A 14,837-nucleotide genomic window follows, 5' to 3' on the forward strand; every position below is an offset into this window, starting at 1 on the left:
GATTTTCTCACACCTTGATGTTCAATCAAACATTGATGTGTTAGAAATGGATCATGGGTGTGCCAATCGTCTGGACCTGACCCTGCGATTGGTGCAGGGCTCCGACCGGGTTTCCGTGTCGGAGCTCTCCCATCGCCTGGGGGTCTCCGAAATGACCGTCCGCCGGGATCTCGACGCACTGGAGCGGCAGGGGCTGGTGCGCAGGGTGCACGGCGGCGCGGTCGCTACGCGTGCACAGGAGGAGGGCGCGGGCTTCTCCGCCCGTGAGCCGTGGCAGGCCGCGACGAAGGACCGGCTCGGTGCGGTCGTGGCCGCGATGGTGGAGCCGGGATCGCGGGTGCTTCTCGACGCCGGCACCACCACCGTGCACGTCGCCGAGCACCTGGCCGAACGGGCGCCGCTGACGGTCGCGGTAGTCGGTCTTCAGGCCGCGGTCCGCCTGGCGGACCGGCCCGGGATCGAGCTGCTGATCGTCGGCGGCCGCTCCCGCCCCGGTGAACAGTCGCTGGTCGGCCCGCTGGCCCTGCGCACCATCGAGGCGTTGGCCTTCGACTGCTTCGTACTGTCCATCGGCGGTGTGCACGCCGAGTACGGCTGGTCGGAGTTCTCGCTGGACGACGCGGCCGTCAAGCGGGCCGCGCTCGCACAGTCGGACCGGACCATCGCCGTTGCCGATGCGACCAAACTCGGGGTGCGCGCGTTCAGTCAGGTCGCCGCTGTGGGCGCGGTGGACGTGTTCGTCACCGACAACGCGGCACAGGACGCCGCCACCCATCCCAATGGCCCGCTGACGCTGTCCGCCCTGCGTGATGCGGGCGTCCGCACCGTCCTGGCCTGAGAACCGGATCCACCGCGAGGAGCGCACATCATGACCGCAGGCCTGGACACCCCCGACCGCCGCGGACGCACCGGTCTGGACCGGCACGGCCGCGACCTGACCGGCAATCCGCGAGTGCGCATCAGTGACGTGGCGGTGCTGTCCTGCGACTGGTATGTCCTGCGCAGGACGACCTTCGACTACCAGCACAGCGACGGCCATTGGAGCCGGGAACAGCGCGAGACCTACGACCGGGGCGACGGAGCCACCATTCTGCTCTACCACCCGGGTCGCCGCACGGTTCTGCTGACCCGTCAGTTCCGGCTGCCCGCCTACGTCAACGGGCACCACGACGGGATGCTGATCGAGACCGCCGCAGGGCTGCTCGACGGCGACAGCCCAGAGGAAGCCATCCGCAGGGAAGCGGCCGAGGAGACCGGACACCTCGTCGGCACTCCCGAACGCGTCTTCGACGTCTACATGAGTCCCGGCTCGGTCACCGAACGCCTGCACTTCTTCGCCGCCCCCTACCGTTCGACGGCAGGAACTGGCGGCGCGCACGGGATCGCGGCCGAGGGCGAGGACATCGAGACCGTGGAACTCCCCTTCGAGGAGGCTCTCTCCCTGGTCCGCGGCGGGGTCATCGCCGACGCCAAGACCATCATGCTGCTCCAATGGGCGGCCCTGGACGGCCCGTTCCGGCGCCGCTGACTTCCGGCCCGACCCGCCTCGGTACACGCCCCGAACGTCACCCGCGCCGGTGGCCGGACCACGACCCGGCCGAGCGGCTTTGTCCTCGGTGTGGAGAAAGTTGTAGTGGATTCCTGCGCAACTTCTTCCCACTCCCGGCAACCGCTGCTACGTTCCCCTCGAAAGCCCGACGGACAGGCCGATGTGGCGGGGAGGGGCGCGTGAGACGTATGACGGCACGACCCGCGAATGCGCATCAGGCGCGACTGCTCCGGCTGTTGCGCGACGGCGGGCCCAACTCACGGGCACAGCTGGGGGATCAGGTCGATCTCTCCCGCTCCAAGCTCGCCGTCGAGGTCGACAGGCTGCTGGAGACCGGACTTGTCGTGGCCGATGGACTCGCCGCATCCCGCGGAGGGCGTCGTTCGCACAACATCCGGCTCGCTCCGCAACTGCGCTTCCTCGGCGTCGACATCGGTGCCACATCCGTCGATGTGGCCGTCACCAACGCCGAGTTGGAGGTCCTGGGACACCTCAACCACCCCATGGACGTACGCGAAGGGCCGGTCGCCATCTTCGAGCAGGTGCTGGCCATGGCGGCCAAGCTCCGGGCCTCCGGGCTCGCCGAAGGCTTCGATGGCGCGGGCATCGGCGTACCCGGACCGGTCCGCTTCCCCGAAGGCGTGCCGGTCGCACCGCCGATCATGCCCGGCTGGGACGGCTTCCCGGTCCGCGAGGCGCTCAGCCAGGAACTGGGCTGCCCCGTCATGGTCGACAACGATGTGAACCTGATGGCGATGGGGGAGCAGCATGCGGGTGTCGCGCGTTCCGTGGGTGACTTCCTCTGCGTCAAGATCGGTACGGGCATCGGCTGCGGCATCGTCGTCGGCGGCGAGGTCCACCGCGGTACGACGGGCAGTGCCGGAGACATCGGCCACATCCAGGTCGAACCCGAAGGGCGCGCCTGCGCCTGCGGCAACCGGGGTTGTCTGGAAGCCCACTTCAGCGGTGCCGCGCTCGCCCGCGACGCCGAGGACGCGGCGCGTGCCGGGCAGTCGCCGGAGCTCGCGGGCCGGCTGGAGGCGGCCGGCAAACTCACCGCCGCCGATGTGGCCGCCGCCGCGGCCGCGGGCGATGCCACCTCGCTCGACCTGATCCGCGAAGGCGGCAACCGGGTGGGCCAGGTCATCGCGGGACTCGTCAGCTTCTTCAATCCCGGACTGGTGGTGATCGGCGGCGGCGTGACCGGACTCGGGCACACGCTCCTCGCCAGCGTCCGGACCCAGGTCTACCGGCAGTCGTTGCCGCTGGCCACCGGCAATCTCCCCATCGTGCTGGGCGAGTTGGGACCGGCGGCCGGAGTGATCGGCGCCGCCCGGCTCATCAGCGACCACCTGTTCTCACCGGCCTGATCCTCGGCCGGTACGTACCACCGAACCGCTCCCGCCTCTTCCGGCCGGGAGTCCGGGGGGAGACCCCCGGGACAGCACTGCGCCCTGCCCACTCACCGGCCTTCCCCAAGCTCTCGGCTGCACTCGAGCAGGGGAAACCTCATTCGCCGAGGGGATTTGTCATGGCACCAGAACCGCCCCTGCTTACCATGTCCGGCATCACCAAGTCGTTCCCCGGAGTACGCGCCCTCGACGGCGTGGATCTGGAGGTACAGGCCGGCGAAGTCCACTGTCTCCTCGGGCAGAACGGCGCCGGCAAGTCCACCCTCATCAAGGTGCTCGCCGGGGCCCACCAGCCCGACGGCGGCGAGATCACCTGGCGCGGCGAACCGGCCGCGCTCAAATCACCCATCGCCGCGATGCGGCTCGGCATCGCCACCATCTACCAGGAACTCGACCTGGTCGAGGGCCTGTCGGTCGCCGAGAACGTCTTCCTCGGCCATGAACCCACCACCGCCCGCTTCATCGTCCGTACCCGCGAGGGCCGCACGGCGGCCGCCGCGCTGCTGAAGCGTCTCGGCCACCCGGAGATCGACCCGGCCCGGGCGGTCGGAGAACTGTCCGCCGCACAGCAGCAGATCGTCTCCATGGCGCGGGCGCTCTCCCACGACGTACGGCTCATCGTGATGGACGAGCCGTCCGCCGCGCTCGACCCCGACGAGGTCGACAACCTCTTCCGTATCGTCGCCGCTCTCACCGCCGACGGGGTCGCCGTCGTCTACATCTCGCACCGCCTGGAGGAGATCCGCCGCATCGGCGACCGGGTGACCGTGCTCAAGGACGGCCGTGCCGTCGCCGTGGGGCTGCCCGCCAAGTCCACACCGACACGCGACATCGTTGCGATGATGACCGGCCGCAACGTCGAACACGTCTTCCCGCCGCGCGCCACCGACCGTGCGGGGGCGGCCGTCGCGGAACCGGTACTGAAGGTCGAAGGGCTGACCAGGAAGGGCGAATTCGCCCCGGTGGACCTGGAGCTCCGGCCCGGCGAGATCGTCGGTCTGGCCGGACTCGTCGGTTCGGGACGCTCCGAGATCCTGGAGACCCTCTACGGCGCCCGCAGGCCGAGTGCCGGACGCGTCACCGTGGCAGGGAAGCAGCTCCGGCCCGGCAGCGTCCGCGCCGCCGTCGCCGCCGGGATCGGGCTCGCCCCCGAGGAACGCAAGGCGCAGGCCCTGCTGATGCTCGAGACCGTCACCCGTAACGTCTCCGTCTCCTCGATGTCCCGCTTCTCCCGGGCCGGCTGGCTCGACCGCGGGGCCGAACGCCGGGCGGCCCGCGCGGCCACCCGCGAACTCTCACTGCGTCCGGACAACCCGGACACCCCGGTTCGCACGCTCTCCGGCGGCAACCAGCAGAAGGCCGTCCTGGCCCGCTGGCTGCTGCGCGGCTGCCGGGTTCTGCTGCTCGACGAACCGACCCGCGGTGTCGACGTCGGCGCCCGCGCCGAGCTCTACGCCGTGATCCGCCGGCTGGCCGACGAAGGCCTCGCCGTCCTGCTCGTCTCCAGCGAGGTGCCCGAAGTGCTCGGCCTCGCCGACCGCGTGCTGGTGCTCCGTGAGGGCCGCGTCGTACACACGGCGGATGCCCGGGAGCTCGACGAGCACCGCGTACTCGACCTAGTGATGGAAGGGAGCCCGACGTCATGACGCAGCCCGTCTCCTCGGCGCAGCAGGGCGGGCCGGACAAGGGGGCCGCCCCCGCCCCGGCCGCCGGACCCAGGAAGCAGGACGGACCTTCGCGCGCCTTCGGCCTGCGCCTGGACGTGCGCAACCTCTCGCTGCTCGGCGTCCTCGCCGCACTGATCGTCGTCGGCGGATTCACCGAGCCCGACGCGTTCCTGGACACCGGGAACCTTCAGCTGATCCTCACCCAGTCGTCCGTCATCGGAGTCGTCACCGTCGGGATGACCTTCGTCATCACCAGCGGCGGCATCGACCTGTCGGTCGGTGCGATGGTCGCGCTCGCTTCCGTCTGGGCGACCACGCTCGCCACCCAGGATTACGGCTTCGCGGGGATTCTGTTCACCGCCGTGATCGTCGGACTCGGTGCCGGGCTGGTGAACGGTGTGCTCATCGCCTACGGGCGGATGGTGCCGTTCATCGCGACGCTGGCCATGCTCGCCTCGGCCCGCGGGCTGGCCCTCCAGATCACCGACGGCAAGACCCAGATCGTCACGGTCAAGTCGGTCCTCGACCTGGGCCTGCCCGACTCGTACGTCCTCGGCATCCCGCCCCTGGTCATGATGTTCGCCGCGGTGACCGTCATCGGCTGGCTGGTGCTGAACCGCACGACCTTCGGGCGGCGAACGGTCGCGGTCGGCGGCAACGCGGAAGCGGCCAGGCTGGCCGGCATCGACGTACGACGGCAGCGCCTCTACCTCTATCTGCTCTCCGGGCTGTGCTGCGGCATCGCGGCCTTCATGCTGATCGTCCTGTCCGGTTCGGGACAGAACACCAACGGCAATCTGTACGAGCTCGACGCCATCGCAGCCGCGATCATCGGCGGCACCCTCCTCAGCGGCGGACGCGGCACCATCGTCGGCTCCGTACTCGGCGTCCTCGTCTTCACCACCATCACCAACATCTTCGCGCTCAACAACCTGCAGACCGACGTCCAGCAAATCGCCAAGGGCGCGATCATCGTCGCCGCCGTCCTGGTCCAGCGCCGCACACCGGCGCACGGGGAGACCTGAGCCCACCGCCCCGGTTCTCCGCACCGTCCCTGCTTCTTCCCCCTGCTTCTCCGCACCGCCCACCGCTCCGTTCGTCACATGTGACATGTCCCGCACCGACATGACGTTTCACGCACCGGATGAAGGGTTTGACAGCCATGCCAGAAACCAGCCGCAGACGACTGCTCTTCGGCACCGCAGCCGTCTCCGCAGGCGCCGTCCTCACCGCCTGCACCAGCAATGAGCCCAAGAAATCGGAGACCGCGCAGAGCAATCAGCCCGCCGCCGACGACAAGCCCGGCAAGCCCGTCACCATCGGCTTCGCGGGTCCGCAGGCCGACCACGGCTGGCTCAACGCCATCAACGAGAACGCCAAGTCGCGGGCGGCGAAGTACTCCGAGGTGACCCTGCAGAGCACCGAGGGCTCCAATGACACCGCCGCCCAGATCGGCCAGGTCAAGACCCTCATCAACAAGAAGGTCGACGTCCTCGTCATCCTCCCGGCCGACGGCAAGGCGCTCACCCAGGTCGGCCTGGAGGCCATGCGGGCGGGCATCCCCGTCATCAACCTGGACCGGATCTTCGCCTCCCCGCAGGCCTACCGCTGCTGGGTCGGCGGCGACAACTACGGCATGGGTCTCAACGCCGGTACGTACATCGGTGAGCAGCTCAAGGACAAGGCGGGAGCCAAGGTCGTCGAGCTGGCCGGCATCGACAACCTGGAGCTCACCAAGCAGCGCAGTCAGGGCTTCGCCGACGCGTTGAAGAACTACCCCAACATCAAACTGGTGGCCCGTCAGGCCGCCGACTTCACCGTCGAGTCGGGCCAGGCGAAGATGGCCCAACTCCTCCAGGCACAGAAGAAGTTCGACGCTCTGTGGAACCACGACGACGACCAGGGTGTGGGCGCGCTGCGCGCCATCCAGCAGGCGGGCCGCGACGAGTTCCTGATGGTCGGCGGCGCCGGGGCCAAGTCCGCGATGGACGCCATCAAGGCCGACAACAGCGTGCTGAAGGCGACCGTTCTCTACCCGCCGACGATGGCAGCGTCCGCCATCGACCTGGCCCGCGCCCTCGCCCAGGGCAAGGGCGTCGGGGGTCTGGCCGAAATGGAGATCCCGACCAATCTCACTCTCTACTCGGCCGTGGTCACCAAGGAGAACATCGACCAGTACCTGCCGACGGGCTTCAGCTGAGCCGCCCCGCAGGAGGGTGCTGACCCTCCTGCCGCACCCATCGAACGACCGACTAGGAGGAAGCCGGGATGGCCCGTAGGGAAGAGACGGATCAGGAGGCCGCAGGTCCGCCGACGCATCGGCCGACGACGAGCGTGTCCACGCAGCGGCCGACGACGAGCGTGTCCACGCATCCGCCGGTGACGAGCGCGCCGACGCTCGGAGTCGGCATGGTCGGATACGCGTTCATGGGCGCCGCCCACTCGCAGGGGTGGCGCACCGCGGGACACGTCTTCGAGCTGCCGATGCGACCCGCTCTCGCCGCGATCTGCGGACGTGACCGGGCGGCCGTCGACGCGGCGGCGGCCCGCCACGGCTGGGCGGCGGCGGAGACCGACTGGCGGGCCCTCATCGCCCGGGACGACGTGCAGCTCGTCGACATCTGCACCCCCGGCGACAGCCACGCCGAGATCGCCATCGCCGCCCTGGAGGCCGGCAAGCACGTGCTGTGCGAGAAGCCGCTCGCCAACACGGTCGCCGAGGCGGAGGCCATGACCGAGGCCGCGGAGCGCGCCGCGGCCCGCGGTCAGGTCGCGCTGGTGGGTTTCAACTACCGCAAGGTGCCCGCGATCACGTACGCCCGCCGGCTTATTGCCGAGGGCCGGATCGGCCCCCTGCGGCATGTCCGTGCCACCTACCTCCAGGACTGGCTCGTCGACCCCGAATCGCCGCTCACCTGGCGGCTGAAGAGGGAACACGCCGGCTCGGGAGCGCTGGGCGATCTGGGGGCGCACATCGTCGACCTGGCCCAGTTTCTGGCGGGGGAGAAGCTGGTCGGGGTGTCGGCGGTCCGTGAGACGTTCGTACGCGAACGGCCGCTGCTCGCCGGTCCGTCCGCCGGGCTCTCCGGCGCCGCGGACTCGGCGGCGCGTGGGGCGGTGACCGTCGACGACGCGGCCCTGTTCACGGGCCGGTTCGCCTCCGGGGCGCTGGCCTCGTTCGAGGCGACGCGGATGGCGGCCGGCCGGAAGAACGCGCTGCGGCTGGAGATCAACGGGCAGCTCGGCTCGCTCGCCTTCGATCTGGAACGGCTCAACGAGCTGTCCTTCCACGACCACACCGAACCCGCCACCACGGCAGGGTTTCGGCGCATCCTCGTCACCGAGCCCCAGCATCCCTACCTGGAGGCGTGGTGGCCTCCGGGCCATGCCCTCGGCTACGAGCACACCTTCACCCACCAGGCCCGTGATGTGGTGCGGACGATCGCCGAAGGAACCGCCCCCGCACCGTCGTTCGCCGACGGGCTGCAGGTGCAGCGGGTGCTCGCGGCGGTGGAGGAGAGCGCCGAGAAGAACTCCGTACACACCCCCGTGGCTCTCTAGGAGGTCCCGCTCATGCCCCGTCCCTTCACACTCTTCACCGGCCAGTGGGCCGACCTGCCCTTGGAGGAGGTCTGTCGGCATGCCCGGGACTTCGGCTACGACGGGCTCGAACTCGCCTGCTGGGGCGACCACTTCGAAGTCGACAAGGCCCTGACGGACCCCGGCTACCTGGACGGCCGGCGGCAGCTGCTCGACAAGTACGGGTTGAAGTGCTGGGCGATCTCCAACCACCTCGTCGGCCAGGCCGTCTGCGACAGCCCGATCGACGAACGGCACCAGGGAATTCTCCCGGGGCGGATCTGGGGCGACGGTGAACCCGAAGGGGTACGCCGCCGTGCCGCCGAGGAGATCAAGAACACCGCGCGCGCGGCCGCCGCCTTCGGAGTGCGTACGGTCGTCGGCTTCACCGGCTCCTCGATCTGGCACCTCGTCGCGATGTTCCCGCCCGTCCCGCCGCACATGATCGAGCGGGGTTACGAGGACTTCGCCGAGCGCTGGAACCCGATCCTGGACGTCTTCGACGCGGAGGGCGTGCGGTTCGCGCACGAGGTGCACCCCAGTGAGATCGCGTACGACTACTGGACCACGCACCGCGCGCTGGAGGCCGTCGGCCACCGGGCCGCGTTCGGGCTGAACTTCGACCCGAGCCACTTCGTCTGGCAGGACCTCGACCCGGTCAACTTCCTGTACGACTTCCGGGACCGCATCTACCACGTGGACTGCAAGGAGGCGCGCAAGCGCCTGGACGGCCGCAACGGCCGCCTCGGCTCCCATCTGCCGTGGGGCGACCCGCGGCGCGGCTGGGACTTCGTCTCCGCCGGGCACGGTGACGTGCCGTGGGAGGACGTCTTCCGGATGCTCCGGTCCATCGGGTACGAGGGGCCGGTCTCCGTCGAGTGGGAGGACGCGGGGATGGACCGGCTGGCAGGTGCGCCGGAAGCGCTTGCCACGCTGAAGCGATACGACTTCGAACCGCCGTCGGCATCGTTCGACGCGGCGTTCGGGGGTGGCGACTGACGGGTCCTTCCCGGGGGTGTTGCCCCCGGGTCCCGGTCCGGGAAGGGGCGGGCCGAGCGGGGTAGGGGCGGAGCCCGCCGCCATCCCGTGCTCGCCCCTGCCCTCACCCCGCTTTGTCCTGACGCAGGAAAAAGTTCAACAAGACTGCTGCGTAAGGGCTTTCCGTTCAGGACGAACAGGTCTACCGTCCACAACGTGTACATGACATAACTCGCGTCGCGGGCGCCCCACAGGCCCCGGACGACCTGCGCGGCAGTCCCCGCGCAGAACGGCACGGCAGCACCCGCCCGTACCACCGGCACTCTCCGGAGGACACTCGTGCACCTCACCAGATACAGGAGCAGAACCCGGCTCCGCGTCCGTACATCCCTCGCACTGCTCACCGGCGGCCTGCTCACCGCGGCCACCCTCACCCTCGGCGCCTCGCCCGGAGCGGCCGTGGAAGGACCTGCGTCGCCGGCCGCCGCCGACGCCGCGGCCGAGGAATTCCAGCAGGTCACCCTCGCCAAGGGCGCGGCCGAGACCGGCGAGCCCATGACCCTCGCCGTCCTCCCCGACCGCAGCGTGCTGCACACCTCGCGCACCGGCGAGCTGCGCCTCACCGACAGCGGCGGAAACACCCGGGTCGTGGGGTCCGTCCCCGTGTACTCGCACGACGAGGAGGGCCTCCAGGGAGTCGCCATCGACCCCGACTTCAGCAAGAACCGGGCCATCTACCTCTACTACGCGCCTCCGCTGGACACTCCCTCCGGAGACGCCCCCGAGAACGGCACGGCAGCCGAATTCGCCAAGTTCGACGGGGTGAACCGCCTCTCGCGCTTTGTCCTGAACGCCGACGGCACCCTCGACAACGCCAGCGAGAAGAAGATCCTCGACATCCCGACCTCGCGCGGCATCTGCTGCCACGTCGGCGGCGACATCGACTTCGACGCGCAGGGCAACCTGTATCTGTCGACCGGCGACGACTCCAACCCGTTCGCCTCCGACGGCTACGCGCCGATCGACGAGCGCCCCGACCGCAACCCGGCGTTCGACGCCAGGCGCAGCGCCGGCAACACCAACGACCTGCGCGGCAAGATTCTTCGGATCAAGGTCGCCGAAGACGGCTCGTACACCATCCCCGACGGAAACCTCTTCGCACCGGGTACGGACAAGACCCGTCCCGAGATCTACGCGATGGGCCTTCGCAACCCGTTCCGCTTCTCCGTCGACAAGGCCACGGGCATCCTCTACGTCGGCGACTACGGGCCCGACGCGGGCGCGGCCGACCCCAAGCGAGGACCGGCCGGACAGGTCGAGTTCGACCGGGTGACCGAGGCGGGCAACTTCGGCTGGCCGTTCTGCACCGGTAAGAACGACGCGTACGTCGACTACGACTTCGCGACGAAGACGTCCGGCGCGTCCTTCGACTGCAACGCTCCGAAGAACACCTCGCCGCACAACACCGGCCTCGTGGACCTGCCGCCCGCCCAGCCCGCCTGGATTCCCTACGACGGCGGATCCGTGCCCGAGTTCGGCACCGGTTCCGAGTCGCCGATGGGCGGCCCCGTCTACCACTACGACGCCGACCTCGACTCGCCCGTGAAGTTCCCCGAGGCCTACGACGGGCAGTTCTTCGCCGGGGAGTTCGGCCGACGCTGGATCAAGGCCATCAAGCACGACGCCAACGGCACCGTCCAGTCCATCAACCCCGTTCCGTGGACCGGGACCCAGGTGATGGACATGGCCTTCGGACCCGACGGGGCGCTGTACGTCCTCGACTACGGCACCAGCTGGTTCGGCGGCGACGAGAACTCCGGGCTCTACCGCATCGAGAACGCCACCGGCGGCCGCTCACCCAACGCGGTCGCGTCGTCCGACAAGACCTCGGGCACGACGCCGCTCAAGGTGAGCTTCTCCTCGGCGGGCACCGTCGACCCGGACGGCGACCCGCTGACCTACGCCTGGGACTTCGGTGACGGCGGCACCTCCACGGCGGCCAACCCCACGTACACGTACAAGAAGAACGGCACCTACACGGCGACCGTCACCGCCAAGGACCCGACGGGCCGGACCGCCTCCGCGAGTGTCCACGTCACGGTCGGCAACACGGCACCGAAGGTGGAACTGAAACTCCCCGGTGACGGGCAGCTGTTCACCTTCGGTGACGAGGTCCCGTTCAAGGTGACCGTCACCGACCCCGAGGACGGCACGATCGACTGCTCGAAGGTCGAGGTCCGCTTCGTTCTCGGCCACGACAGCCACGGCCACCCGATCACCACCGTCAACGGGTGCTCCGGCACGATCAAGACCACCGTCGACGGCGGGCACGACCCGAACGCCAACATCTTCGGGGTCATCGACGCCTCCTACACGGACGGCGGAGGCGGCGGCCAGGCGTCCCTGTCCGGTCACGACCAGGCGCAGCTCCAGCCGAGGCACCGCCAGGCCGAGCACTTCAGCGCCTCGTCCGGGATCAAGGTCTACGACAAGGCGACCGCCAACGGCGGCAAGACCGTCGGCGACATCGACAACGGCGACTGGATCTCCTTCAAGCCGTACATCCTCGGCGACTCCAACAAGCTCACCGCCCGCATCGCGTCCGGTGGCAGCGGAGGATTCCTGGAGGTACGGGCAGGCTCGGCGACCGGTACGCTCCTGGGCTCGACCCCGGTACCCGTGACCGGCGGCTGGGAGAACTTCCAGGACGTCGACGTGAACTTGAGCAAGGTCCCCAAGAAGGCCACCGAGCTCTTCCTCGTCTTCAAGGGAGGCGACGGAGCGCTGTACGACGTCGACGACTTCGAGCTCACCCACAGCACCGCCGGCAAGGCCGCCAAGCGGGTCCTGGTCTTCTCGAAGACGGCCGGCTTCCGCCACGACGCGATTCCCGACGGCATCGCCGCGCTGAAGGAACTCGGCAAGGGCAGCGACATCACCGTCGACGCGACGGAGGAGGCCCGCCAGTTCACCACGGGCAATCTGGCGCGGTACGACGCCGTCGTCTTCCTGTCGACGACCGGTGACGTGCTCAACGCCGACCAGCAGAAGGCATTCGAGAACTACGTGGCCACCGGCGGCGGCTACATGGGCATCCACGCGGCGGCGGACACGGAGTACGACTGGCCGTTCTACGGCGGACTCGTCGGGGCGTACTTCTCCTCGCACCCCGCCATCCAGCCCGCCACCGTCCGCGTCGAGGACCACAAGCACCCGGCCACCGCCCACCTCGACGACGAGTGGAACCGCACCGACGAGTGGTACAACTACCGCACCAACCCGCGCGGTCAGGCCAAGGTCCTCGCCACACTCGACGAGACGACCTACACCGGCGGCACCATGAAGGGAGACCACCCGATCACCTGGTGCCAGGCCTACCAGGGCGGCCGCTCCTTCTACACCGGCCTCGGCCACACCAAGGAGTCGTACGCCGAACCGGCCTTCCGGGGGCTCCTCCTCGGCGGCATGCGGTACGCGGCCGGTCAGGTGAAGGCCGACTGCAAGCCCGACACCGGATACCGGTCGATCTTCAACGGCAAGACGCTCGAAGGATGGAAGCAGGCCGGCCCCGGAAAGTTCGACATCGTCGACGGTGAACTGCGCTCCGAGGGCGGCATGGGCCTGCTCACCTACCAGGCCAAGGAGCTCGGGGCGTACTCGCTCAAGCTCGACTGGAAGATGCAGGGCGACGACAACTCCGGTGTCTTCGTCGGCTTCCCGGAGTCCGACGACCCCTGGTCCGCGGTGAACAACGGCTACGAGGTCCAGATCGACGCCACCGACGCGCCCGACCGCACCACGGGCTCTATCTACACCTTCAAGGCGGCGAACATCAAGGCCCGCGACCAGGCCCTGCGGCCGCCCGGCCAGTGGAACAGCTACGAGATCAAGGTCCAGGGTGAACGTCTCCAGGTCTTCCTCAACGGAGTGAAGATCAACGACTTCACCAACACCGATCCGGTCCGGAGCCTGAAGGACGGCTACATCGGTATCCAGAACCACGGTGCCGATGACCATGTGTCCTTCCGCAACATCCAGCTGAAGGAACTGCCCTCGGCGTAGGGCGGTCACCCCGGCCGACGGCGGGCAGGGAAGGGAAGACCTCCCCGCCCGCCGTCACCACCCGGCCGTCTCACCTCGGCGGCCGTGTTCCCTCTTCGGTCCTGTTCCGCCTTCTATCCGATTCCCTCTTCGATCCTGTTCGCTCGTCGCACAGCGCCACTCGCTCTGCCCAGCCAGCACCCCCAGCCAGGGAGGCAGCCCGTGTCAGCATCCGCCGTTCGTACCGGAGTCTGGTTCATCGGAGCACGCGGTTCCGTCGCCACCACCGCCGCGGCGGGGTGCGCGGCGGTCGCGGCAGGGCTCCACCCGGCGGCCGGCATGGTCACCGAGACCACGCCGTTCGCCGACAGCGGGCTGCCCACCCTCACCTCACTGGTCTTCGGCGGACACGACACCGTCGGCTGCCCCCTGCCCAAACGCGCCGAGGCCCTGGCCGCCGGGGGAGTGCTGCCGCACGGACTGCCCCGGGCCGTGCGCTCCGAACTCGCCGCCGCCGACGCGGAGATACGGCCCGGCGGGCCACTGCCCGGCGACACCCGCAGCGACGAGGAACTCATCACCGCCTTCGCCGCCGACCTCGTCGACTTCGGTCACCGCAACGGCCTGACCAGGACGGTCGTGGTCAACGTCGCCTCCACGGAACCCGCTCCGGTCCCCGGCGATCCGCGGCTGGCCGCCAGCTCGCTCTATGCCGCGGCAGCGCTCCGGGCTGGCTGCCCGTACATCAACTTCACCCCCTCCACCGGGCTGCGCACCCCCGCGCTCCAGGACGCCGTCGCGGGCTGCGGACTTCCTCACGCGGGCCGCGACGGCAAGACCGGCCAGACGCTGCTCCGCTCCGTACTCGCCCCGATGTTCGTGCAACGCGCCCTGCCCGTACGGGCCTGGTCGGGCACCAACCTGCTGGGCGGCGGGGACGGAGCGGCGCTGGCCGACCCGGGCGCCGCCGCGGCCAAGAACGCGGGCAAGGAACGCGTCCTCGCCGACACGCTGGGAACGGCGCCCGAGGGCGAGGTCCACATCGACGACGTACCGGCCCTCGGCGACTGGAAGACGGCGTGGGACCACATCGCGTTCGACGGATTCCTCGGGGCGCGCATGGTGCTCCAGACCACCTGGCAGGGGTGCGACTCCGCACTGGCCGCACCCCTGGTCCTGGACCTGGCGAGACTGGTCGCCCGCGCCCACGAGAAGGGACTCACCGGACCCTTGCCCCAGCTCGGCTTCTACTTCAAGGACCCGGACGGCGGCCCGGCCGCACTCTTCGAGCAGTACGGGCAGCTGCTGGCCTTCGCCGACACGCTGCGGGGGACGAAGTGACGGTACGGGCCTGGGCGGAACTGCTGCGGGTGTCGGCGCTGTTCACCGTCCCCGGCGACGCGCTCGCCGGAGCGGCGGCGAGGGGCCGGCGCCCCGACCGGGGCACCGCGCTCGCCGTCGGCGCCTCGCTCTGCCTGTACGAGGCGGGGATGGCCCTCAACGACTGGGCCGACCGGGACGAGGACGCCATCGACCGCCCGCACCGGCCGATCCCCTCGGGACGGATCGCCCCCGGCGCGGCCCTCGCGGCGGCGGGCGCGCTGACGGCCG

Annotated in this window: 11 protein-coding genes; all 11 read left to right on the top strand. The window is 69.7% G+C overall.

What is annotated here, in order from left to right; translation table 11 throughout:
* Positions 1-46: 46 nt before the first annotated feature.
* Positions 47-838, top strand: a complete 792-nt coding sequence (locus ACFU8Q_RS29060) for a DeoR/GlpR family DNA-binding transcription regulator (RefSeq protein ID WP_384459129.1) — start codon at positions 47-49, stop codon at positions 836-838.
* Between the two features lie 30 nt (positions 839-868).
* Positions 869-1,528 carry an NUDIX domain-containing protein gene (locus tag ACFU8Q_RS29065; protein ID WP_384459100.1) on the top strand — a complete coding sequence of 220 codons (660 nt, stop codon included), beginning with the start codon at positions 869-871 and terminating at the stop codon, positions 1,526-1,528.
* Between the two features lie 209 nt (positions 1,529-1,737).
* The gene (locus tag ACFU8Q_RS29070) at positions 1,738-2,919 is read left to right on the top strand and encodes an ROK family protein (RefSeq protein WP_384459103.1); all 1,182 of its coding nucleotides are present in this window, start codon (positions 1,738-1,740) and stop codon (positions 2,917-2,919) included.
* A gap of 161 nt (positions 2,920-3,080) precedes the next feature.
* Positions 3,081-4,607: a sugar ABC transporter ATP-binding protein gene (locus tag ACFU8Q_RS29075; RefSeq protein ID WP_384459106.1), complete on the top strand. Its 1,527-nt coding sequence runs from the start codon at positions 3,081-3,083 to the stop codon at positions 4,605-4,607.
* Positions 4,604-5,653 carry an ABC transporter permease gene (locus ACFU8Q_RS29080; protein ID WP_384459109.1) on the top strand — a complete coding sequence of 350 codons (1,050 nt, stop codon included), beginning with the start codon at positions 4,604-4,606 and terminating at the stop codon, positions 5,651-5,653. The genes ACFU8Q_RS29075 and ACFU8Q_RS29080 overlap by 4 nt, the downstream gene beginning before the upstream one ends.
* Before the next feature lie 137 nt (positions 5,654-5,790).
* Entirely contained in the window at positions 5,791-6,828 is a 1,038-nt protein-coding gene (locus ACFU8Q_RS29085; RefSeq protein WP_384459112.1) for a substrate-binding domain-containing protein, read from the top strand.
* A 68-nt stretch (positions 6,829-6,896) separates the two neighbouring features.
* Complete coding sequence (locus tag ACFU8Q_RS29090; protein ID WP_384459115.1) at positions 6,897-8,189, top strand: Gfo/Idh/MocA family protein; 1,293 nt, start codon at positions 6,897-6,899, stop codon at positions 8,187-8,189.
* Positions 8,190-8,201: 12 nt separating this feature from the next.
* Positions 8,202-9,206, top strand: a complete 1,005-nt coding sequence (locus ACFU8Q_RS29095; protein ID WP_384459118.1) for a sugar phosphate isomerase/epimerase family protein — start codon at positions 8,202-8,204, stop codon at positions 9,204-9,206.
* Positions 9,207-9,524: 318 nt separating this feature from the next.
* Positions 9,525-13,247 carry a ThuA domain-containing protein gene (locus ACFU8Q_RS29100; RefSeq protein WP_384459121.1) on the top strand — a complete coding sequence of 1,241 codons (3,723 nt, stop codon included), beginning with the start codon at positions 9,525-9,527 and terminating at the stop codon, positions 13,245-13,247.
* Between the two features lie 201 nt (positions 13,248-13,448).
* Positions 13,449-14,567 carry an inositol-3-phosphate synthase gene (locus ACFU8Q_RS29105; protein ID WP_384459124.1) on the top strand — a complete coding sequence of 373 codons (1,119 nt, stop codon included), beginning with the start codon at positions 13,449-13,451 and terminating at the stop codon, positions 14,565-14,567.
* The coding region (locus ACFU8Q_RS29110) for a UbiA family prenyltransferase (RefSeq protein WP_384459127.1) at positions 14,564-14,837 on the top strand (274 nt) is incomplete at its 3' end. The genes ACFU8Q_RS29105 and ACFU8Q_RS29110, both read left to right, overlap by 4 nt.

The sequence above is a fragment of the Streptomyces sp. NPDC057543 genome, assembly GCF_042801895.1.
Classification (GTDB): Bacteria; Actinomycetota; Actinomycetes; order Streptomycetales; family Streptomycetaceae; genus Streptomyces.

Excerpts from the sequence above, each read along its gene's own strand:
- ACFU8Q_RS29090 (WP_384459115.1), top strand. The coding sequence starts at position 6,897 with ATGGCCCGTAGGGAAGAGACGGATCAGGAGGCCGCAGGTCCGCCGACG.
- ACFU8Q_RS29080 (WP_384459109.1), top strand. The coding sequence starts at position 4,604 with ATGACGCAGCCCGTCTCCTCGGCGCAGCAGGGCGGGCCGGACAAGGGG.
- ACFU8Q_RS29065 (WP_384459100.1), top strand. The coding sequence starts at position 869 with ATGACCGCAGGCCTGGACACCCCCGACCGCCGCGGACGCACCGGTCTG.
- ACFU8Q_RS29075 (WP_384459106.1), top strand. The coding sequence starts at position 3,081 with ATGGCACCAGAACCGCCCCTGCTTACCATGTCCGGCATCACCAAGTCG.
- ACFU8Q_RS29095 (WP_384459118.1), top strand. The coding sequence starts at position 8,202 with ATGCCCCGTCCCTTCACACTCTTCACCGGCCAGTGGGCCGACCTGCCC.
- ACFU8Q_RS29070 (WP_384459103.1), top strand. The coding sequence starts at position 1,738 with ATGACGGCACGACCCGCGAATGCGCATCAGGCGCGACTGCTCCGGCTG.
- ACFU8Q_RS29060 (WP_384459129.1), top strand. The coding sequence starts at position 47 with ATGGATCATGGGTGTGCCAATCGTCTGGACCTGACCCTGCGATTGGTG.
- ACFU8Q_RS29085 (WP_384459112.1), top strand. The coding sequence starts at position 5,791 with ATGCCAGAAACCAGCCGCAGACGACTGCTCTTCGGCACCGCAGCCGTC.